Consider the following 19,872-nt stretch of genomic DNA (forward strand, 5'->3'; position numbering starts at 1 on the left):
ACGATGAGCACCACGACCGTGCAAGGCCGCGACACCACCGCTGCACCCTCCCGCCCCCCGGTCGTCCGGCAGACCCGGGGGGCGCGCTTTCTGCTGCTCTTCGCCGTGTTCCTCTGCGCGGCCTGCGGCCTCGTGTACGAGCTTGCCCTGACCGCGCTGGGCAGCTACCTCATCGGCAACTCGGTGCTTCAGACCTCCGTGGTGATCTCCGTGATGGTGTTCGCCATGGGGCTCGGCTCGCTCGCCGCCAAACCCCTTCGCCGCCGCGCGGTGGGCGCGTTCGCGCTCGTGGAGGGTGTGCTGGCGCTGGTCGGCGGACTGTCGGTGCTGGTGCTGTACTCGGCGTTCGCCTGGCTCCAGCTCTACACCCCGGCGATGATCGTGGTCGCGGTAGCCGTCGGCCTGCTGATCGGCGCCGAGATCCCGCTGCTGATGACCCTGCTCCAGCGGATCCGGCGGCAGGAGGCGGGCAGCGCGGTCGCCGACATGTTCGCCGTCGACTACATCGGTGCGCTGGTCGGCGGCCTGGGCTTCCCGCTGTGGCTCCTGCCGACGTTCGGCCAGCTGAAGGGCGCGCTGGTGGTCGGCGCGGTGAACGCGGTGGCCGGGGTCATCGTGGTGGTGTTCATCTTCCGCCGGCAGATCAGGCGCTGGGTGCGCAACGCCCTGCTGGCCGGGGTCACGGCGGTCCTGGCCGTGCTCGGTACGGCGTACGCGCTCGCGGACGACCTGGAGGTGACCGCACGTCAGCAGATGTACCGGGACCCGATCATCCACGCGGAGACGACGCCGTACCAGGAGATCGTCGTCACCCGCTCCACCGCCTTCACCGGCGAACCGGACATCCGGCTCTTCCTCAACGGCGATCTCCAGTTCAGCTCCGTCGACGAGTACCGCTACCACGAGTCCCTCGTCCACCCCACGCTCGCGGGCCCCCGCGCCAACGTGCTGATCATGGGCGGCGGCGACGGGCTCGCACTGCGCGAAGTACTGCGCTACGACGACGTGCGGCAAGTCACCCTCGTGGAGCTGGACCCGGCGATGACCCGGCTCGCGCGTGACTTCACGCCCCTGCGCGACCTCAATGACAAGGCGCTGGACGACCCCAGGGTCAAGGTCGTCAACGCCGACGCCTTCAACTGGCTGCGCGGCGCCCGGCAGCGTTACGACGCCGTCGTCATCGACTTCCCCGACCCGGACACGGCGGCGCTGGCCAAGCTGTACTCGGTGGAGTTCTACCACCTGCTCGGCCAGGTCCTGACGCCGCAGAGCAGGGTGATGGTGCAGAGCGGCTCGCCGTTCTTCGCGCCGAAGACGTACTGGTCGATCGCGAAGACGATAGAGACGGCGGGCTACTCGACCACCGAATTCCAGGTCGACGTACCGAGTTTCGGCAACTGGGGCTTCGTCCTGGCCACACCGGGCGGCGGCACGTCCCCACCACTGCGGCTGTCATCGAACGCCCCGCGACTGCGCTACCTGGACGAGCCGGTCCTGAAGGCGGCCCAGGTGTTCCCCGTGGACCGCCGCCGCCAGGACGTACGGCCGAGCACGCTGATGGACCCGGCTGTGCTGGAGTATGTGCTAGACGAGTGGGAGAACTACTGACCGTTCGCGGTCGAGGCCTTCCCAAGGAACGGCTCACGCCCCCGCAAGAAAGGTGATGCGCACCTTTCGCTCGGCATTATCCCTATTTGTGTCCACGAGACACACGGACTGCCACGTCCCGAGCTCCAGCCGCCCCTCCAGCACCGGCAGCGTCGCGTGCGGTGCGACGAAGGCCGGGAGGACGTGGTCGCGGCCGTGGCCGGGGCTGCCGTGGCGGTGTTGCCAGCGGTCGTCGGCGGGCAGGAGGGTGTGCAGGGCGGCCAGGAGGTCGTCGTCGCTGCCCGCGCCCGTCTCAATGATCGCGACACCGGCCGTCGCGTGCGGCACGAAGATGTTCAGCAGGCCGTCGCGGCCGGCCGCCGCTTCCCGGAGGAAGGCCTCGCAGTCGCGGGTGAGATCCACGACCCGCTCGGAGGGGCCGGAGGCGACGTTCAGAACTCGGGTGGTGAAGGCGTCTGGCATGTCCCCCATCCTCGCCCATGCCCGCGACGTCACGCGCCAGGAGACAGCCAGGGCGTGATACGCCAGGTCCACTCCGCGAGACGCCGTTGACCATGGCCACGCCATCTGGCTACGTTCTGCGGCATGTTGCGTTCAGCCCTGCTCACCACGCGCGGTCATATCGACCTGCTGCGGGTGGCCTCCGCCGCGTGTCGCCGCGGCTGCTGACGCCCTTCCCCGCCCTTCACCCGCGCGCCTGCCGCGTATCCGCCGGTTCTGATCCGAACCGGCGCCGCTGACGCGCGTCCCCGTTCACGCTCATCGCCCTCTGGAGCATTCATGAGCATCAGCCATGCCCCACCCGGCTCTTCCCAGACGGATATTTCCCCCAAGTTGGGGTTTGGGACACCGGCCTCCATCGACGTCGTCCCCCTCCATCCCGCCTCCTCCCGCCGCACCCGCGTCCCGCGCTGGTTGCGCCGCACCGCCGGCCCGGTGCTGCTGCTCTTCCTGTGGCAACTGCTCAGCGCCACAGGGGTGTTGACCGCCGATGTCCTCGCCTCCCCCGGCCGTATCGCCCAGGTCGCGAGCGACATGGTCGCCGACGGCTCGCTGCCCTCGGCCATGGGGACGTCGCTGCAGCGGGTGGCCGCCGGGCTGGCGCTGGGCACCCTCGTCGGGACCGGGCTCGCCCTGGTCTCGGGGCTGTTCCGGGTCGGCGAGGACCTGGTGGACGCGCCCGTGCAGATGCTGCGGACCGTGCCGTTCGTCGGGCTCATCCCGCTGTTCATCATCTGGTTCGGCATCGGCGAGGCACCCAAGGTCGCCATCATCACGCTCGGCGTGACGTTCCCGCTGTACCTCAATGTGTACGCCGGTATCCGCGGCGTGGACGCCCAGTTGATCGAGGCCGGGGAGTCCCTCGGGCTGTCGAGGTGGGGGCTCGTGCGGCACGTCGTGCTGCCGGGTGCGCTGCCCGGTGCCCTGACCGGGCTGCGCTACTCGCTCGGCATCGCCTGGCTCGCCCTCGTCTTCGCCGAGCAGGTCAACGCCGACTCCGGCATTGGGTTCCTGATGGTGCAGGCACGGGACTTCCTGCGGACCGATGTGATCGTGGTCTGCCTGATCGTCTACGCCTTCCTCGGCCTGTTCGCCGATTTCGTCGTCCGCTCTCTCGAAAGGCTGTTGCTGCAATGGCGACCGACGTTCACCGGCCGGTGAGCACGCAGGCGGTCCACGTCGAGGGGCTGACCCGCTCCTTCGACGGACGCGCCGTCATCGACGACCTCCGACTCGACGTCCGGCCGGGCGAGTTCGTCGCCCTCCTCGGGCGCAGCGGCTGCGGAAAGTCCACCCTGCTGCGCATCCTCGCCGGCCTCGACCGCGAGATCGAGGGCACCGTGCTGGTGCCGCGCCGCAAGGCGGTCGCCTTCCAAGCGCCGCGGCTGATGCCGTGGAAGAGGGTGTGGCGCAATGTGCTGCTCGGGCTGCCGGGCAGGCCGGGCCGCGACGTCGCCGAGCAGGCGCTCAAGGAGGTCGGCCTGGACCATCGTACGGACGCCTGGCCCAAGACACTGTCCGGCGGTGAGGCTCAACGCGCCTCCCTGGCACGGGCGTTGGTGCGCGAGCCCGATCTGCTGCTGCTCGACGAGCCGTTCGGCGCGCTCGACGCGCTCACCCGGATCAAGGCCCAGCGCCTGGTCGCTGAGCTGTGGCAGCGGCGCGGCTGCGCGGTCCTGCTCGTCACGCACGACGTCGAGGAGGCCGTGCTGCTCGCCGACCGTGTCCTGGTGATGGACGGCGGGGTCATCGCGCACGAGCGGCGCGTCGACCTCGACCGCCCCCGCGACATCACCGACCCGCGCTTCGCCGAACTGCGCGCCGAACTCCTGCACCGTCTCGGCGTCGACGCCGCCGCCGAAGCCGCCTGATCACCCACCCCAGAACGGAACCACCATGCGACGACGCCTCGTCCCCGCCGCACTCCTCCTCCCCTTCGCGCTCCTGCTCACCGCCTGCGGCGGGAACTCGGCGGCCGACAGCTCGACGGACATCGACGGCAAGGGGTCACTCATCCTGAACGTCGCTGACCAGAAGGGCGGTTCGGAGGCCATCCTGCGTGCCGCCGGGGAGCTCAAGAACCTCGACTACCGGATCAAGTGGTCCACCTTCACCTCGGGCCCGCCGCTCCTGGAGGCCGTCAACGCCAAGGCCGTCGACATCGGCGGGGTCGGCAACACACCGCCGGTGTTCGCGGCCGGCGCGGGCTCGAAGATCACGGCGGTGGCCGCCTTCAAGGGCACCTCCAAGGGCGACGCGATCCTCGTGCCGAGCGATTCGAAGCTGACGCGGCCCGAGCAGCTCAAGGGCAGGTCGATCGCCGTGGCGCAGGGTTCGTCCGCCAACTACCAGCTCGTCGCGTCCCTGAAGAAGGTCGGGCTGAGCCTGAGCGACGTCCAGGTCAAGTATCTCCAACCGGCCGACGCGCTGGCCGCGTTCAGCGCCGGCAAGGTCGACGCCTGGGCGGTGTGGGACCCGTACACGTCGCAGGTGCTGCTGTCCAAGCAGGGCCGGATCCTGACGACCGGCGACGGCATCACCAACGGGCTGACCTTCCAGGTGGCGGCACCCGACGCGCTGCGGGACAAGAAGAAGGCCGCCGCCATCAAGGACTACCTGGAGCGGCTGCGGCGCGCCACGGCGTGGGTGCACGACCACCAGGAGGAGTGGGCCGAGGTCTGGGCGAAGGACACCGGGCTCCCCTACGAGGTGGCCCTGGCCTCGGTGCGGCGGACGAACGCCACCCGGATCTCGGTCGCGGTGGACAAGCCGCTCATCGCCTCCGAGCAGGAGATCGCCGACACGTTCACGGAGCTGAAGCTCATCCCGGAGAAGGTGGACTTCGGCGACTTCGTGGACGAGCGCTACAACGGCGATCTGCCGCCGTCGACCACGACGGCCCGCGCCTCGGAAGGCTGAGGGAGGTGGGGGGGAAGATCCGCGCCCCCTCGGCCGTTAGTAGAAACGTGAACAACACTGAGGCGGTCGAAACCGAGGCGACCGAAGTCGACGTGGTCGTGATAGGCGCTGGTCAGGCAGGGCTCTCCAGCGCCTATCACCTGCGGCGCACCGGTTTCGAGCCGGACCGTGACTTCGTCGTCCTCGATCACTCCCCCGGTCCGGGCGGGGCCTGGCAGTTCCGGTGGCCGTCGCTGACGTACGGCAACGTGCACGGGATGCACTCGCTGCCGGGTATGGAGCTGACCGAGGCCGATCCGGGGCGGGCGTCGTCCGAGGTGATCGCCGAGTACTTCGACGCCTACGAGCGGACCTTCGACCTGCGCGTCCGGCGGCCCGTCGATGTGCGTGCCGTGCGCGAGGGTCCGGGCGGGCGGCTGCTGGTCGAGAGTTCGGCGGGGACCTGGGCGACTCGGGCGCTGATCAACGCGACCGGCACCTGGGACCGTCCGTTCTGGCCCCGCTACCCGGGCCAGGAGACGTTCCGGGGGCGGCAGTTGCACACCGCGCAGTACCCGGGGCCGCAGGAGTTCGCAGGTCAGCGCGTTGTCGTGGTGGGCGGTGGGGCCTCCGGAACCCAGCATCTGCTGGAGATCGCCCCCTACGCGGCCGCCACGACCTGGGTCACCCGGCGCCCGCCCGTCTTCCGTGAGGGGCCCTTCAGCGAGGACGTGGGCCGCGCCGCGGTGGCGCTCGTCGAGGAACGGGTCCGGCAGGGGCTGCCGCCGAAGAGCGTCGTCTCGGTCACGGGGCTGCCGCTGAACGACGCCGTACGGCAAGGGCTCGCGGAGGGGGTCCTGGACCGTCGGCCGATGTTCGACCGGATCACACCGGACGGTCTGGAGTGGGCGGACGGCACCCGGGTGGGCGCCGACGTCATCCTGTGGGCCACCGGCTTCCGCGCCGCCATCGACCATCTGACCCCGCTGCGGCTGCGCGAGCCCGGCGGCGGCATCCGCGTGGACGGCACACGCGCGGTCGCCGATCCCCGCGTCCACCTCGTCGGGTACGGCCCCTCGGCCAGCACGATCGGCGCCAACCGGGCCGGTCGCGCGGCCGTACGGGACATCAGGCGGCTGCTGGCCGAGGAGCCGGTGGCCGCTTGAGCCGACGGTCGGGCCTCTCGCCGTACGCTCCGCATGACGTCCCGACGGCTCACTCGGACGACTTCGGGCCCGCCTTGTGCCGCTGCTTCTGCAGGGCGTTGAACTCGGCGACATTGCGCTGGTGTTCCGCGTAGTCGGCGGTGAAGCGGGTGTCGCCCTGCTTGACGGTGACGAAGTACAGCCAGTCGCCCGCGGTCGGACTGATCGCGGCGCGCATGGCGTCGTCGCCGGGATTGTCGATCGGCGTCGGCGGCAGGCCCATGCGCTGGTACGAGTTGTAAGGGCTGTCGATGCGGGTGTCGGCCTCGGACGTGCTGAGCGTGGAGCGGTTCAGGGCGTAGTTGATGGTGGAGTCCATCTGCAGCGGCATGCCGCGTTCGAGCCGGTTGAAGACGACGCGGGCCACCTTGCCCATGTCGGCCTTGGTGGCGGCCTCGGCCTGGACGATGCTCGCGATGGTGACGGCCTGATAGACGTTCATGGCGTTGCGCTGCGCGCCCGCGGCGATCGGGGCGCCGCTGAACTTCTTGTTGGCGGTGTCGACCATCGCCGAAAGCAGGGAGTCCGGCGTCGCCCGCTTCCCCTTCTCCTCCAGCTGGTACGTCGCCGGGAACAGATAGCCCTCCGGGTTGCCCTCGGCGTCGTTCGGCAGCTTGAGGTCGAGCTTGCCGAGGGACTTCTTGGTCGTACCGGACGGCAGGGCGAGGGCCTTGTCGACGGCGGCGTAGATCTGGGTCGCCCGCCAGCCCTCCGGGATCATCAGCGAGGTGGGCCGCGCCGCCTCCTCCTCGCCCATGACCAGCAGCGGCACCGCCACGGCGGTACCGGCCACGACGGCGCCGGCGGCGATGAGAGCCATACGCCCCCGGCGCGTCAGTCGAATCGTGCTCCGTGGCGGAGTGTTGAAGTACATGCGGGCACGGTATCCCGCACAAGGTCACAAACCCGGCATATCGTCACCCTGTGGGCTCCAGTTGGGCGTCCCGCCGGACCAGCGCCGCATAGCGCCCGTCCCGCTCCAGCAGCTCCTCGTGCGTACCCCGTTCGGCGATCTGCCCGGAGTCGAGGACCACGATCTGGTCGGCGCCCCGGATGGTGGACAGCCGGTGCGCGATGGTGACCGTGGTGCGGTTGGCGGACAGGGCGTCGATGGCCTCCTGGACGGCGTGCTCGGTACGGGTGTCCAGGGCGCTGGTCGCCTCGTCGAGGATGAGGACGGGCGGATCGCGCAGGATGGTGCGGGCGATGGCCAGGCGCTGCTTCTCCCCGCCGGAGAAGCGGTATCCGCGCTCGCCGACGACCGTGTCGTAGCCGTCGGGCAGGGACGCGATGTGGTCGTGGATCTGGGCCGCGCGGGCCGCCGCGTGCAGTTCCTCGTCGGTGGCTTCCGGCTTGGCGAAGCGCAGGTTGTCGGCGACCGTGGCGTGGAAGAGGTACGTCTCCTGCGAGACGACGCCGACCGCGCGGGCGAGGGTGTCGAAGTCGAGGTCGCGTACATCGACCCCGTCGAGGGTGACCCGGCCGCCGGTCACGTCGTACAGCCGCGGTACGAGATGGCCGAGCGTCGACTTTCCGGCGCCGGTCGGGCCTACGACCGCGAGGCCGGCGCCGGCGGGGACGGTGACGTCGATGCCGTCGAGGATCGGGGTGCCCTTCCCGTCGTAGCGGAACTCGACGTTCTCGAAGCGGACCTCGCCCTTGACGCGGTCGAGGTGGACGGCGTCCTCGCGCTCGGTGATGTCGATCGGCAGGTCGAGGTACTCGAAGATGCGCTGGAACAACGCGAGCGAGGTCTGGATCTGGACGCCGGTGGACAGCAGGCTGACGGCCGGGCGGAACAGGCCCTGCTGGAGCGAGACGAAGGCGACGATCGTGCCGATGGAGACCTGCGGGCCGCCGAGCTGGAGGGCCGTGCCCGCGGCCCAGTAGATGAAGGCGGGCATGGCGGCCATGACGATGGTGATGACGGCCATGCGCCAGCGCCCGGCCATGTTCGAGCGCACTTCCAGGTCGACGAGCTGCTCGGACTCGTCGGCGAAGGCCTTGGTCAGCGAGTCGGAGCGGCCCATGGTGCGGCCGAGCAGGATGCCGCTGACGGAGAGCGACTCGGTGACGGTGGCGGCCATCGCGGCCATCTGCTTCTGGCGCTGGGTGGTGATCTTCTTGCGTTCGTTGCCGACCCGGCGGCTGATCCAGACGAAGACCGGCAGCAGGAGCAGCGAGACGACCGTCAGCCGCCAGTCCAGGGCGATCATCGCGATGATCGTGGCGACCACGCTGGTGAGGTTGGAGACCAGGGACGTCGCGGTCGAGGTGACGGTCGCCTGCATGCCGCCGATGTCGTTGGCGATGCGGGACTGGACCTCGCCGGTGCGGGTGCGGGTGAAGAAGGCGAGCGACATGCGCTGGAGGCGGCCGTAGACCGCGGTGCGCAGGTCGTGCATGACGCGCTGGCCGACCGTCGTCGAGATCAGGGTCTGGAGCACGCCGAAGACGCTGGTCAGGACGGCGCTGAGGATCATGCCGAGCGCGAGCAGGCTGAGCAGGCCGGTGCGGCCCTCGGGGATCGCGACGTCGAGGATCGCCTTGAGCAGGAACGGCGTGGCCACGCCGACCAGCGACGCGGCGCCGACGAGGAGACCGACGACCGCGAGGCGTCCTCGGTACGGACGGAAGAGTCTCAGGATGCGACGCACCTGCCGCGGCTGTTCCGGCTGCGCGGCGGATGGTTTCCAGGTGGGTTCGTGGTCGGGATGCATGGGCTCCTACGGAGGTGTGGCGATGCGGACGGACGGTCGCGCGGACCGGGCTGTGCGGACATGCGGTCGCGCGGACCGCTGACGGAGCTTAGCTCATTGTTACCTATACTCACAATGAGCCTGGTCCTGATATTGTTCCCGCATGACCACCCCCGATCCCGACGGCCCGCTCGCCGAGCAGCTGCTGCGTTTCACCCGCCGGGTACACCGGATCCAGAAACGGCACCTCCAGGAGTGCGGCCTCGGCGTCACCCCGGCCCAGTCGCGCCTGCTGCGCACCCTCGCGCACTATGACTCGCCGCCCCGGATGGCCGACCTCGCCGAGCGCCTGGAGGTGGTCCCGCGCGCGGTGACGACGCTGGTCGACGGGCTGGAGGCGAGCGGAAAAGTACGACGGGTGCCGGATCCGACGAATCGGCGGGTGATCCGGATCGAGCTCACCGAGGACGGGCGGGGGGCGCTGCGGGAGCTGCACGGTGCGCGGCGGTCGGCCGCGGAGGAGATTCTGGCGCCGCTGACGGACGGACAGCGGGCGGTGCTGGGCGAGCTGCTGGACGCGTTGATCGACGGGGGCGGGGAGCGGCGCTGCTGAGCGGGAAAAGGCCGCGGCCACCGCTCCGTATGGCTGGAGGGGTGGCCGCGGGTCCGGTCGTACGGGAAGTCAGCCGGCCTCGGCGGCCGTCTCCTTCTTGAGCTCCGGCTGCTCCGGCTTCTTGAGGTCCGGCTGCTCCGGCTCCTCGTCGTCCAGTTGGACCACGATCTCCCCGTCCAGGACCTTCCTCGCCCGCTCCCTGTCCAGCGCGCCCTCCCAGCGGGAGACCGCGAAGACGGCGACGCAGTTTCCGAGCAGGTTGGTGACGACACGCATCGAGTCCATGATGCGGTCCACGCCGAGCAGCAGGGCGACGGCCCCGGCCGGGATCGCGCCCAGCGAGGACGCGGTCGCGGACAGGGCGAGGAATGCCGAACCGGGGATGCCCGCCATGCCCTTGCTGGTCAGCATCAGCACCAGGACGACGGTGATCTGCTGACCGAGGCTCAGGTCCACGCCCACGGCCTGGGCGATGAACAGCGTGCCGATGGACAGGTAGAGGGACGCTCCGTCGAGGTTGAAGGAGTAGCCGGTCGGCAGCACCAGGCCCACCGCGTCGTCACGTGCGCCGGCCTTGCGCAGCTTCTGCATCACCCGGGGCAGCACCGACTCGGTGGACGCGGTGCCGAGCGCGAGCAGCATCTCCTCGCGGATGTAGCGCAGGAACTTCCACAGGCTGAGCCCGGTGACCAGCTTCAGGGCGACCCCGAGGAGCACGATGAACAGCGCGGCTGCCAGGTAGCACAGGACGATCAGCTTGCCGTAGGTCTCGATGACGCCGAGCCCGTAGTTGCCGATCAGCACGGCCATCGCACCGAACACCGCGATCGGTGCCAGTCGCATCACGAAGCCGACGATCGCGAAGATGATCTCCTGCGCCTGCTCGATGGCGGGCAGCACCTGCGGCACCTTGGTGTGCCCGAGATGCAGCAGCGCGGCACCCACCAGACAGGCCAGCACGAGGACTTGCAGGAGGGAGTTCTCGGCGAAGGAGCCTATGAAGGAGGTGGGGATGGCCTCCAGTACGAACTCCGTCGTCGAGGGCAGATGCCCGCCACCGGTCTTCGCGTCGACCGCCGAGGAGTCGAGCGAGGACGGGTCGACGTTCATGCCGGACCCCGGCTGCACGATGTTCGCGGCGAGCAGGCCGATGACCAGCGCGAGCGTGCTCGCGACCTCGAACCAGATCAGGGCCTTCAGACCGATCCGGCCGAACGCCTTCAGGTCACCGGCCTTGGCGATGCCTATGACGACCACACAGAACACGAGCGGCGAGATGATCGTCTTGATCAGCCGGATGAAACCGTCGCCGAGCGGCTGGAGATCCGCTCCGAAGCCGGGCCACAGCTTCCCGACGACGATTCCGAGCACAAGCGCGCAGGCGACCTGCGCGAACAGAGAGGTACGCAGTGTGCGTGCGACGCGTCGCGGCAGGGACGGTGACGATACGGACGGCGGCACGGGTACTCCTTGGGGACGGCGGCACACAGAAGCCCCTAGGGACGGTGGGACTTCTGCCATACGGAAAGCGGATTCCGTGCCGATCACTCTGCGGGTGATGATGTCCTGACACAAGACCCCCGTGTTGCATCCGTGTAAATCACGTCCCGCGCATCACATCCCGGTGACACGTCGCACACACCCACCTCAGCAGCGGCTGCGATCCTCCGTCAGTACCCCTTGGACGCTGGTCAGCGAACGGTCGTAGCAGCCGTCGGAGCCGTACGACCGATAGCGCTCGCTCGTCGTGCCGACCGCGTGCCGTTGATCGCGCGGGACGTTCAACGTCCATGAGGCGTCGCCCTCGACGGTGTCATCGAGCCACGACCACGCGGTGTGCCGTCCGTCCCGGGTCAGGACGACCGAGGCGCGGTCACCGAGAGTCAGCTCGGTGCGCAACCGGTCGCCCGCGCCGATGGCGATGGAGCCGTCCATCGTGTACGTCCGCTGGGTGCGGGTCGTTCGGGCCGGTCCGCGTCCGTCGACCGTGACCGACTGGTCGTCCGTCCAGGTGGCGTCGAGGGCGTCCAGGTTCTCGCCGTCGGTCCAGCGGTGCGCGGAGTGGTTCGCGAGCGACCGGCGCACGGTCGTCGTCACCCGGCCGTGCGAGGTGTCGACGTACCCGGAGACGGTCAGCCGATGACCACCCTCCGTGTCCACGCGATGCTCCGAACCGGGCGTGTACGTCGAGGAGTTGGCGAGGTCGCCGGCCCGGTGCCCGGTGAGCCCGCCGGTGACGTGAGCGCTCTTGGCGTCCTGCCATACGAGGACGTTCACGGGTGCGCTCCAGCCGCTCTGCCCCTCGGGGACTCCGACGACGGAGACCTCGACACGGTGCGTGCGGCCGTCGTTGAGGAGGCCGGCGAACGGCGTCAGGTCGTATTCGATCGGCTTGACGTCGAAGGCGCGCGGGCCCGGAGTGACGTACCAGAGGAAGGGGTTGGACCAGCCGCCGGTCCATACGTGCGGGAACGGCGCGGCGATGCCGGCCAGTTGACCGTCGACCTTGATCTGCACCTCGCGGTAGGGGCCGCCGGTGGCCTTGCAGGAGTAGGGCGCGGGGTCGGGTGCCGACAGATACCAGAACTCCTCGCAGCCGCCGCCGGAGCCGGTGGCGTACACCTCGGCGACGACGCGTTCGCTGTTGCGCGGGGTGGTGAGTGTGCCGTCCTGGAGGGTGAGGACGCGGTCGGGGGTCGCGGCCGGGCGGCCTGCGTAGAACGTCAGCGTGACCTTGACGTCGATGATGCCGGTGTAGGTGTCGTCGACGACGTTCCCGATGAGCATCTCGACGTCCTGGCCGCTGCGGAAGGTGTCGCTGTAGCGGGTGACGTCCTTCTCCACGGACCACTCGATGCCGTCGGGTGACGGCTCGGGCGTCGACGTACGGAAGATCTCGGCCCCGCCGATGTGCAGATAGCCGAGCCTGTCGTACTGGCGTCCCTTGACCTTGCCCTCCATCCGCAGCACCACCTTGCTCCAGCGGTCGCCGCAGCCTTCGGGTGGTGTGTAGGTGCCCTTGTAGGGGGTGAAGTCGCGGAACTGTGCCTCGGCGACGGTGACTTGGCAGGACTTGCCGGGCGGCTTGCCGATCGGCGGGGCGGCGGTGATCGGGTCGTGCCAGTCGGTGCCGAACTCGGCGGGCACATCCGCCGATCGGGCCGGGGTCGCCCCGAGCAACGAACCCGCCAGAAGGGCCGCCCCGGCCACTCCCGCGAGCATGGACATGACGAGCTGTCTCTTCATGGCCGGTGTTCTACGGGGAGTTGGGCATCCGCCGCAATGAGGCCTCCCGCGTCAGCGTGAGCGATTCAGGTCGGCTCTGTCCCCCATGACCACCACAGGCTGCCGATGCGGATCGAGCGTGCGCAGCAGGTACCGCATCGCCGATTCGGACACGCTCACACAGGCCGACGTACCGCTGCCGTGGTCCATGTGCAACCAGATGCCACCGCCCTTCTCCTCACCGTCGGGGCGGGTGGGGTCGTTGGGCGGGGTGCCCTTGACGCGGTTGTAGTCGATGGCGATGACGTAGTCGAAGTCGTGCCAGTACGGCTTCGCCCACCAGCGCGGGGCGGCGAAGGCCGCGGAGTGCGTGTACGGCAGCCGGGACCCGGGGTCCTTCCGTACGCCGCCCGCGTCGCTGAGCGTGAACACGCCTACGGGGCTGCGGTTGTCGCCCTCGTGGTGATCGGTGGTCCAGCCCTTCCTGCCGTTGTGCGCGGGCCAACCGCGGGTGCGCTCCCAGGTCGTCGCGTGCTTGGTGTAGAGCACGACCCTGGAGTCCGGGGAGTCCTTGCCGGCGCCGTAGACCGCGACGACCTGGGTGGAGCCGGCGGGGATGCGTCGCTGCCAGCGGTCGTCGATGTCCGGGATACGGGTGCGATCAGGGGCGGCGGCCGGGCGCGTGGGGGCGGGTTCGCCTGTGCGCGCGCTTCCTGCGCCGTGCTGCCCGGCGTCACACGCGGTCAGGGTCGTCAGCAGGGATCCGAGGACCGCCGTCACGACCAGCGCACGCCATGCTCCGTAGTTCCGCACCGCTCCATGGTGGCACCGGGCCCGGCCCGCGGGCCGGAACTGAGCGCCGTCGCGGAAAACCGTTTGCGCCCGGCCACGCTGCGACGCGAACCTGTCACGGTTTGCTGCCACCGCCGAGCACTGCCCGCTCCGCGCACCGGCCACCATCCGACCGCCGATCTCCAACTCCTCCCCCACACTTACACGAGCCACTGGGACGTCATGCAGATTCAAGACCTTCCGTATCCCGACCCGGGTGTGCCGGACGCACGCTCAGGTCCCCGATTCCTGTGGTGGCTCTTCAGGAACCAGCTGGGCGGCCAGTTCAAAGCCCTGGCCTGGGGCCTGTTGCACTTCCTGTCCGTCTGCGCACTGCCGTTCTGCGTGGGTGCCGCCGTACAGGCCGTCGTCGACCGCTCCGGCTCCCGACTCGCCCTCGCGGGCGGGCTGCTGGTCCTGTGCGCCATCGGGAACGCGCTCGGCGACACCTTCCTGCACCGCACCGCCGTCACCAACTGGATCACCGCCGCCGCCCGCGTCCAGCAGGTACTGGCCCGCAAGACCGCCCAGCTGGGCTCGGCGCTGACGCGGCGTGTCGCGGCCGGTGAGGTCGTCGCCGTCTCCACCGGTGATGTCGAGAAGATCGGCTGGTTCGTCGAGGCCTGGTCGCGGTTCACCGCGGCGGCCGTCACCGTCGTGGTGGTCTGCGTCGGTCTCGTCGTCTACCAGCCCGCGCTCGGTGTGGTCGTCGCCGTGGGCCTGCCCGTGCTCGCGGTCTCGGTGCTGCCGCTGCTGCCGCGCGCGACCCGGCGGGCAGACGTCCAGCGCGAGAAGGCGGGCCGCGCCACCGAGCTGGCCTCCGACACCGTCGCCGGACTGCGCGTCCTGCGCGGCATCGGCGGCGAGGAACTCTTCCTCGACCGCTACCGCAGCGCCTCACAGGAAGTCCGCCACGCCGCCGTACGCAGCGCCAGGATGTGGTCCCTGATCTCCGCGATCCAGGTGCTGATGCCGGGACTGCTGCTGATCGCGGTGGTCTGGCACGGCGTCCATCTGGCCCGTGAGGGCCGGGTCGGCGTCGGCGAACTGGTCGCCGTCTACAGCTCGATCATGCTCCTCACGTATCCACTTCGACACTTCGAAGAGATCGCCATGGCCTACTCCTTCTCCCGGCCCTCGGCCCGGCGCGCCGCGCGCGTGCTGTCGCTGGAGCGGGCCACCGACACGGGTGGGTCACGCGACGGTTCCGAGCTGCCGTCCGGGGACCTGTACGACCCGGCCACCGGACTGCTCGCCCCCACCGGCCGCCTCACCGCCGTGGTGTGCGGTGACCCGGACGCGGCGGGGCGGCTGGCGGAACGGCTCGGCGGACACCCCTCGGAGGAGGGCACTCCGGTGCTGCTCGGCGGCGTCCCGCTCGACGAGTTGCCGCTCGACTCCGCCCGTACGGCCGTCCTCGTGCAGGACAAGGACCCGGTACTGCTCTCCGGCACCCTGCGCGACCTGCTCGACGTGCCCAGGTCGGGCGGCGTCGGCGCCGAGGAGGCACTGGCGGCGGCGCAGTGCGAGGACGTCCTGGCCGCGCTGGTCCAGGGCTCGCTCGACGCCGAGGACCCGATGGACGCCCGGATCACCGAGCGCGGCCGGTCCCTGTCCGGTGGCCAGCGCCAGCGCCTCGCGCTCGCCAGGTCACTGATCACGGACCCCGGTGTGCTGGTCCTGGACGAGCCGACCTCGGCCGTCGACTCGCACACGGAGGCACGGATCGCGGAGGGCATGCGCGACCTGCGCTCCGGACGCACGACGGTCGTCTTCACCTCCTCGCCCCTGCTTCTGGACCACGCCGACCGGGTGGTCCTCATCCACGAGGGCGAGGTCGCGGCGGTCGGGGTGCACCGCGAACTGCTGCACGCCGAACCGCGGTACCGGGCCGTGGTGACCCGGGAGACGGACGAGGAGGCGGCCTTGCGCGAGGCGCCGTCAGGTGAAGGCGCTGACCGCGCACGAGTGCGCCCGGGGTCCGCTCTCAATGACGTACTGAAGGAACTGGAAGAAATCGAGGAGTCGGCATGATCGGCGTAGCGCCACCGGAGTACGACCCGGCGGCCCCGACGACGGCGAACACCCTGCCAGTCGGCGCCCCCACGACCGTACGGTCCTATGTGGTCGAGCTGTTCCGCCGGCACCGCGGTGCCTTCCTGCTGCTCATCTCCGTCAACACGGTCGCGGTGGTGGCCTCGATGGCGGGTCCGTGGCTGCTGGGCGGACTGGTCGAGCGGGTCTCCGACGGCGTCGTGGACCGCGAACTCCATCTGGAGCTCACCATCGGCCTGTTCGCCGTCGCGCTCCTCGTCCAGGCCGTGTTCGTACAGCAGGTACGGCTGCGCGGGGCGACGCTCGGCGAGCGGATGCTGGCCGATCTGCGCGAGGACTTCCTCGTCCGGTCGGTCGGGCTGCCGCCCGGCGTCCTGGAACGGGCAGGTACCGGCGATCTGCTGTCCCGGATCACGACCGACATCGACCGGCTGGCCAACGCCATGCGCGAGGCCGTGCCCCAGCTGGCGATCGGCGTGGTGTGGGTGATCCTGCTGCTGGCCGGGCTGGTCGTCACCGCCCCGCCGCTGGCCGCCGCCGTGCTGATCGCCGTGCCGCTGCTGGTGATCGGCTGCCGCTGGTACTTCAAGCGGGCACCGGCCGCTTACCGGTCGGAGGCCGCCGGGTACGCCGCCGTGGCCGCCGCGCTCGCCGAGACCGTGGACGCCGGGCACACCGTCGAGGCCCACCGCCTCGGCGAACGCCGTGTCGCGCTCTCGGAACGGCGGATCAAGGAGTGGACGGCCTGGGAGCGCTACACCCTCTGGCTGCGGTCGGTGCTCTTCCCGTTCATCAACGTCACCCACGTGACGATCCTCGCCTCGGTTCTGATGGTCGGTGGTGTGTTCGTCCTGGAGGGCTGGATCAGCGTCGGCCAGCTGACGACGGGCGCGCTGATCGCGCAGATGCTGGTCGACCCGGTGGGGCTGATCCTGCGCTGGTACGACGAGCTCCAGGTGGCCCAGGTGTCGCTGGCCCGGCTGGTCGGCGTCCGGGACATCGAGCCGGACGCCGGGGACGCCGGGCTCGCGCCCGACGGCCGTGACGTGCACGCCGACAAGGTGCACTTCGGCTACCTGGAGGGCGTGGACGTCCTGCGCAAGGTCTCCCTGGAGGTCGCCCCCGGCACCCGGCTGGCCCTGGTCGGGCCCTCGGGTGCCGGCAAGTCGACCCTGGGCAGGCTGCTCGCCGGTATCTACGCACCCCGGCACGGCCGGATCACCCTCGGCGGCGCGGAACTCTCCCGGATGACCGCCGAGCGGGTCCGCTCCCATGTGGCCCTGGTCAACCAGGAGCACCACGTGTTCGTGGGTTCCCTGCGCGACAATCTGCTGCTGGCCCGCACGGATGCGACCGACGCGGAGCTCTGGGCGGCGCTGGGCGCGGTCGACGCCGACGCGTGGGCCCGTTCCCTCGACGACGCCCTCGACACCGAGGTCGGCTCGGGCGGCTTCGCCCTCACCCCAGCCCAGGCCCAGCAGATCGCCCTCGCCCGCCTGGTGCTGGCCGACCCGCACACCCTGGTCCTCGACGAGGCGACGTCCCTCCTCGACCCACGCGCCGCCCGCCATCTGGAACGGTCCCTGGCCCGCGTCCTCGACGGCCGCACGGTCGTGGCCATCGCCCACCGCCTCCACACCGCCCACGACGCAGACGTCATCGCGGTCGTCGAGAACGGCCGGATCAGCGAGCTGGGCAGCCATGAGGAGCTGGTCAGGGCGGACGGGGCGTATGCGGCGTTGTGGCGGTCTTGGCATGGGTGACGGGGGCATGGGTGAGGGGTGAGGGGGTGAGGGGGTGAGTCGGGCGCTCGGCGAGTGACGGTGGGGGGGCGGGCTGGGCTGTGTGGTGTGAGGTCTCGGCGCCCCGGCGCCCCGGCTTCCGGGCTTCCGGGCTTCCGGGCTTCCGGGCGTCTGGGCGTCTGGGCGAGTCGAGCTGGTGGCGCGGCGGGTGGCTGTCGGGTGCCCCGGTCGGCCGTGGGCCCGTGTGCGGGTCGTGAGGGCATGGTCGCCGAGGTCGCGGCTCGCGGAGGGGGTGGGGCTCGGGGTGGGACAGCTGGGGTCGATGGGGCGGCGTGGGCCGGGGCGAACTCGGTCGGCGCGACCCCCGGAATAGCGGCTCGGGGGCACCGAAGTCGCCGCGCTCGTCCCGTGGCGTTGCGCCGGGGCGAAAAGGGGTGGAAGGCTGGATAGCGGCACCGGTTCGGGGAGCACCCGGGAACCTCGCGGTTCGCGCCGGGTGCGGCCTGTGCCCCGCGCCGCGACGGCCCGCCGCCGAGCGCGGTGGGTTCGGGCCCGTCCGCACCACCTGGAGGTAGCCGTGAACAGCGCCGACGGATGGGGTGACGACGTCTACCAGCCCGACGCATCCGATCAACGTGAGGACACGGGTCTGCTGGACGCGGAGGACACCCTGGAGAACGACGGCGTCGACGATCCTCTGGATCGGGGCTGGTCCCCTCCGGAGCGACCGTGGGCGGTGGAGCACCGCGGCGTCACGGCCGCCGAGCGCCGGCAGGGCGAGACCCTCGACCAGCGGCTCGCCGAGGAGATGCCGGACCTCGTCGCACCCGATGGCGACGGCATCGGCGACGCCGACGGCACCGATGGGGAACTCCTCGACAACGAGGTCGGCGCCATGCGCTCCGGTCGCCTCGTGGCACCCGACGAAGGCGCCCACGAGGATGACGAGAGCGCGCTCGTCGCGACGGACGTGGGTATCGACGGCGCCGCGGCGTCCGCCGAGGAGGCCGCCATGCACATCGTCGACGAGGACTCCCTGTCCGGCTGACGCCCGCGCCCGTCGCGCGGTCGACACGGTCAGTCCCCGTCCCGCAGTCCCCGTGACCGCAGCCCCCGGGCTGTCGGCCCCACCATTCGGCCCCAGGCCACCGGCCTCGCCGATGCCGCCCCACGAGGAGCTCGCATGCAGCAGGACAAGCACCCCGACTACCACGCGGTGGTATTCCGTGACCGCGCCGCAGGCTACGCCTTCCTGACCCGGTCCACCGCGACCAGCGACCAGACCATCGATTGGGACGACGGCGAGACCTACCCGGTCGTGGACGTCGAGATCTCCTCGGAGAGTCATCCCTTCTACACCGGCAAGGCCCGGACGGTGGACTCCGAGGGCCGCGTCGCCGCGTTCGAGCGGCGCTACGGCGGCGGACAGGGACACGGCGGCTGATCCGGATCCGAACCCAGATCCGGGCAGGAGCGGGGCGGCTGTCCTGGGCAGGACACCAGTGAGTCCCCCTCCGAAGTCCTCCGCTGGGCGACCGGAGTCACCTGGCGGGCGACACCTCGCTACCGCAGGCGGATCTCCGGCCGTACCGGACCCGCGCCCGCTCAGATCACGTTGAGCGCCGCCGCGCAGCCCACTCCGCCGAGCACCATGAACACCGGCATCAGCACCTTGAGCTCGACCCAGCTGCCCGCCCGGAACCGCATGGCCTTGGGCGGACCCAGCGGGTACCAGCGCTTGCGGCCGACCGGGATCGGCCAGAGTATCGGGCAGCCGGACACCGTCAGCGCGTCCCCGATGTCGTGCACCAGCGCGCCGAGCACGATCGGCAGCCCCAGCCACAGATACTCCTGGCCGGGCGCCGTGAACAGCCAGTCGGAGCCGTTGCCCGGCTTGTCCAGCACGCCCGCGAGGATCCATGCGCTGGTCGCGGCCAGCAGCCAGACCAGGACATCGCTGCTGGAGCCCCGGGCCGCGCGCCACAGCAGGCCTTCGATGGCCAGCACCATGTGCACGAAGAGGATCGCCAGCACCGCCCAACGACCGCCGGTGATCGCCAGGACCGAGGTGCCCGCGCCGATCATGACCGCCCACAGCCAGGTGTGCGTGAGCGTGCGATGGCCTCCGGAGCGACGCGGGTCGCCCTGCTTCCTGGTCGCCTTGTAGACGGCGTACGACAGCTTGTCGACGATCTCGCACAGCCAGCGCGACAGCGGTCCGAAGGCCCGCGAGATCGTGGCCGCCTTGTGGTCGAGGTCCGGGGCGAGGGCCGCCCCGGCGCAGATCAGCGCGCCGACTAGGAGGACCGGCCAGGGCATTCCGTGCCCGGCGGCCGCCGCCGCCGCTCCGACGCCGAGCCAGGCTGCGGCGCCCGACAGTGAGTGTGCTGGTCCCATCATGGCCGTTGCCCGCCCCATTCCTCGTGTGCCGCTGTCCAGTTGACCGGGTTCGCTGACTTGTCGTCGGCGACACAGCGTAGCGTTTGCGATCTTCG

Annotated in this window: 18 protein-coding genes; 11 read left to right on the top strand and 7 right to left on the bottom strand. The window is 70.6% G+C overall.

Going from position 1 to position 19,872, the window contains the following annotated elements:
* Window positions 1–3: 3 nt before the first annotated feature.
* Complete coding sequence (locus tag IE325_RS24085; RefSeq protein ID WP_190072106.1) at window positions 4–1,608, top strand: polyamine aminopropyltransferase; 1,605 nt, start codon at window positions 4–6, stop codon at window positions 1,606–1,608.
* A gap of 33 nt (window positions 1,609–1,641) precedes the next feature.
* On the opposite strand, the gene IE325_RS24090 is transcribed toward IE325_RS24085, so the two are convergent.
* Entirely contained in the window at window positions 1,642–2,070 is a 429-nt protein-coding gene (locus tag IE325_RS24090) for a secondary thiamine-phosphate synthase enzyme YjbQ (protein ID WP_190072107.1), read from the bottom strand.
* 123 nt (window positions 2,071–2,193) lie between these two features.
* Between IE325_RS24090 and IE325_RS47075 the strand changes: the two genes are divergently transcribed.
* From IE325_RS47075 to IE325_RS24110, 5 genes are all read left to right on the top strand, one after another.
* A complete protein-coding gene (locus tag IE325_RS47075; RefSeq protein WP_349817350.1) occupies window positions 2,194–2,277 on the top strand; it encodes a putative leader peptide in 84 nt (27 codons plus the stop codon).
* A 111-nt stretch (window positions 2,278–2,388) separates the two neighbouring features.
* The gene (locus tag IE325_RS24095; protein WP_190072108.1) at window positions 2,389–3,270 is read left to right on the top strand and encodes an ABC transporter permease; all 882 of its coding nucleotides are present in this window, start codon (window positions 2,389–2,391) and stop codon (window positions 3,268–3,270) included.
* Window positions 3,243–3,980, top strand: coding sequence for an ABC transporter ATP-binding protein (locus tag IE325_RS24100; RefSeq protein WP_190072109.1), 738 nt, complete (start codon window positions 3,243–3,245; stop codon window positions 3,978–3,980). The genes IE325_RS24095 and IE325_RS24100 overlap by 28 nt, the downstream gene beginning before the upstream one ends.
* Window positions 3,981–4,005: 25 nt before the next feature.
* The gene (locus IE325_RS24105) at window positions 4,006–5,028 is read left to right on the top strand and encodes an ABC transporter substrate-binding protein (RefSeq protein WP_190072110.1); all 1,023 of its coding nucleotides are present in this window, start codon (window positions 4,006–4,008) and stop codon (window positions 5,026–5,028) included.
* Between the two features lie 47 nt (window positions 5,029–5,075).
* Entirely contained in the window at window positions 5,076–6,173 is a 1,098-nt protein-coding gene (locus IE325_RS24110; protein WP_190072111.1) for an NAD(P)-binding domain-containing protein, read from the top strand.
* 49 nt (window positions 6,174–6,222) lie between these two features.
* Here IE325_RS24110 and mltG read toward each other — a convergent pair whose 3' ends face one another.
* Together mltG and IE325_RS24120 are read right to left on the bottom strand one after the other, a co-directional pair.
* On the bottom strand, window positions 6,223–7,086 hold the full coding sequence (gene mltG, locus IE325_RS24115) for an endolytic transglycosylase MltG (RefSeq protein ID WP_190072112.1): 864 nt from the start codon (window positions 7,084–7,086) through the stop codon (window positions 6,223–6,225).
* Window positions 7,087–7,129: 43 nt separating this feature from the next.
* The gene (locus tag IE325_RS24120; RefSeq protein ID WP_190072113.1) at window positions 7,130–8,932 is read right to left on the bottom strand and encodes an ABC transporter ATP-binding protein; all 1,803 of its coding nucleotides are present in this window, start codon (window positions 8,930–8,932) and stop codon (window positions 7,130–7,132) included.
* A gap of 142 nt (window positions 8,933–9,074) precedes the next feature.
* Between IE325_RS24120 and IE325_RS24125 the strand changes: the two genes are divergently transcribed.
* A complete protein-coding gene (locus tag IE325_RS24125; RefSeq protein ID WP_190072114.1) occupies window positions 9,075–9,524 on the top strand; it encodes a MarR family winged helix-turn-helix transcriptional regulator in 450 nt (149 codons plus the stop codon).
* Window positions 9,525–9,593: 69 nt separating this feature from the next.
* Here IE325_RS24125 and IE325_RS24130 read toward each other — a convergent pair whose 3' ends face one another.
* The 3 genes from IE325_RS24130 to IE325_RS24140 form a co-directional block, all read right to left on the bottom strand.
* The gene (locus IE325_RS24130; RefSeq protein ID WP_190072115.1) at window positions 9,594–10,985 is read right to left on the bottom strand and encodes a cation:dicarboxylate symporter family transporter; all 1,392 of its coding nucleotides are present in this window, start codon (window positions 10,983–10,985) and stop codon (window positions 9,594–9,596) included.
* Between the two features lie 186 nt (window positions 10,986–11,171).
* The gene (locus IE325_RS24135; protein WP_190072116.1) at window positions 11,172–12,770 is read right to left on the bottom strand and encodes a peptide-N4-asparagine amidase; all 1,599 of its coding nucleotides are present in this window, start codon (window positions 12,768–12,770) and stop codon (window positions 11,172–11,174) included.
* A 51-nt stretch (window positions 12,771–12,821) separates the two neighbouring features.
* Window positions 12,822–13,562, bottom strand: a complete 741-nt coding sequence (locus IE325_RS24140; RefSeq protein WP_190072117.1) for a L,D-transpeptidase family protein — start codon at window positions 13,560–13,562, stop codon at window positions 12,822–12,824.
* Between the two features lie 201 nt (window positions 13,563–13,763).
* On the opposite strand from IE325_RS24140, the gene IE325_RS24145 reads away from it, so the two are divergent.
* From IE325_RS24145 to IE325_RS24160, 4 genes are all read left to right on the top strand, one after another.
* Window positions 13,764–15,614, top strand: coding sequence for an ABC transporter transmembrane domain-containing protein (locus IE325_RS24145; protein WP_190072118.1), 1,851 nt, complete (start codon window positions 13,764–13,766; stop codon window positions 15,612–15,614).
* On the top strand, window positions 15,611–17,398 hold the full coding sequence (locus tag IE325_RS24150; RefSeq protein ID WP_190072119.1) for an ABC transporter ATP-binding protein: 1,788 nt from the start codon (window positions 15,611–15,613) through the stop codon (window positions 17,396–17,398). Before IE325_RS24145 ends, IE325_RS24150 begins: the two co-directional genes overlap by 4 nt.
* A gap of 556 nt (window positions 17,399–17,954) precedes the next feature.
* Window positions 17,955–18,425, top strand: a complete 471-nt coding sequence (locus IE325_RS24155; RefSeq protein ID WP_190072120.1) for a DUF5709 domain-containing protein — start codon at window positions 17,955–17,957, stop codon at window positions 18,423–18,425.
* A gap of 135 nt (window positions 18,426–18,560) precedes the next feature.
* Window positions 18,561–18,821, top strand: coding sequence for a type B 50S ribosomal protein L31 (locus IE325_RS24160; RefSeq protein WP_190072121.1), 261 nt, complete (start codon window positions 18,561–18,563; stop codon window positions 18,819–18,821).
* Window positions 18,822–18,982: 161 nt separating this feature from the next.
* Here IE325_RS24160 and IE325_RS24165 read toward each other — a convergent pair whose 3' ends face one another.
* Entirely contained in the window at window positions 18,983–19,777 is a 795-nt protein-coding gene (locus tag IE325_RS24165; protein ID WP_190072122.1) for a metal-dependent hydrolase, read from the bottom strand.
* Between the last annotated feature and the right edge of the window lie 95 nt (window positions 19,778–19,872).

This window comes from Streptomyces lanatus (assembly GCF_014655715.1).
Classification (GTDB): domain Bacteria; phylum Actinomycetota; class Actinomycetes; order Streptomycetales; family Streptomycetaceae; genus Streptomyces; species Streptomyces lanatus.

Bases quoted from the DNA above. Each gene is read 5' to 3' on its own strand.
- IE325_RS24090 (WP_190072107.1), bottom strand. From the start codon at position 2,070: ATGCCAGACGCCTTCACCACCCGAGTTCTGAACGTCGCCTCCGGCCCC.
- IE325_RS24160 (WP_190072121.1), top strand. From the start codon at position 18,561: ATGCAGCAGGACAAGCACCCCGACTACCACGCGGTGGTATTCCGTGAC.
- IE325_RS24095 (WP_190072108.1), top strand. From the start codon at position 2,389: ATGAGCATCAGCCATGCCCCACCCGGCTCTTCCCAGACGGATATTTCC.
- IE325_RS24145 (WP_190072118.1), top strand. From the start codon at position 13,764: ATGCAGATTCAAGACCTTCCGTATCCCGACCCGGGTGTGCCGGACGCA.
- IE325_RS24085 (WP_190072106.1), top strand. From the start codon at position 4: ATGAGCACCACGACCGTGCAAGGCCGCGACACCACCGCTGCACCCTCC.
- IE325_RS24135 (WP_190072116.1), bottom strand. From the start codon at position 12,770: ATGAAGAGACAGCTCGTCATGTCCATGCTCGCGGGAGTGGCCGGGGCG.
- IE325_RS24165 (WP_190072122.1), bottom strand. From the start codon at position 19,777: ATGATGGGACCAGCACACTCACTGTCGGGCGCCGCAGCCTGGCTCGGC.
- IE325_RS24125 (WP_190072114.1), top strand. From the start codon at position 9,075: ATGACCACCCCCGATCCCGACGGCCCGCTCGCCGAGCAGCTGCTGCGT.
- IE325_RS47075 (WP_349817350.1), top strand. From the start codon at position 2,194: ATGTTGCGTTCAGCCCTGCTCACCACGCGCGGTCATATCGACCTGCTG.
- IE325_RS24120 (WP_190072113.1), bottom strand. From the start codon at position 8,932: ATGCATCCCGACCACGAACCCACCTGGAAACCATCCGCCGCGCAGCCG.
- IE325_RS24105 (WP_190072110.1), top strand. From the start codon at position 4,006: ATGCGACGACGCCTCGTCCCCGCCGCACTCCTCCTCCCCTTCGCGCTC.
- IE325_RS24150 (WP_190072119.1), top strand. From the start codon at position 15,611: ATGATCGGCGTAGCGCCACCGGAGTACGACCCGGCGGCCCCGACGACG.
- IE325_RS24100 (WP_190072109.1), top strand. From the start codon at position 3,243: ATGGCGACCGACGTTCACCGGCCGGTGAGCACGCAGGCGGTCCACGTC.
- mltG (WP_190072112.1), bottom strand. From the start codon at position 7,086: ATGTACTTCAACACTCCGCCACGGAGCACGATTCGACTGACGCGCCGG.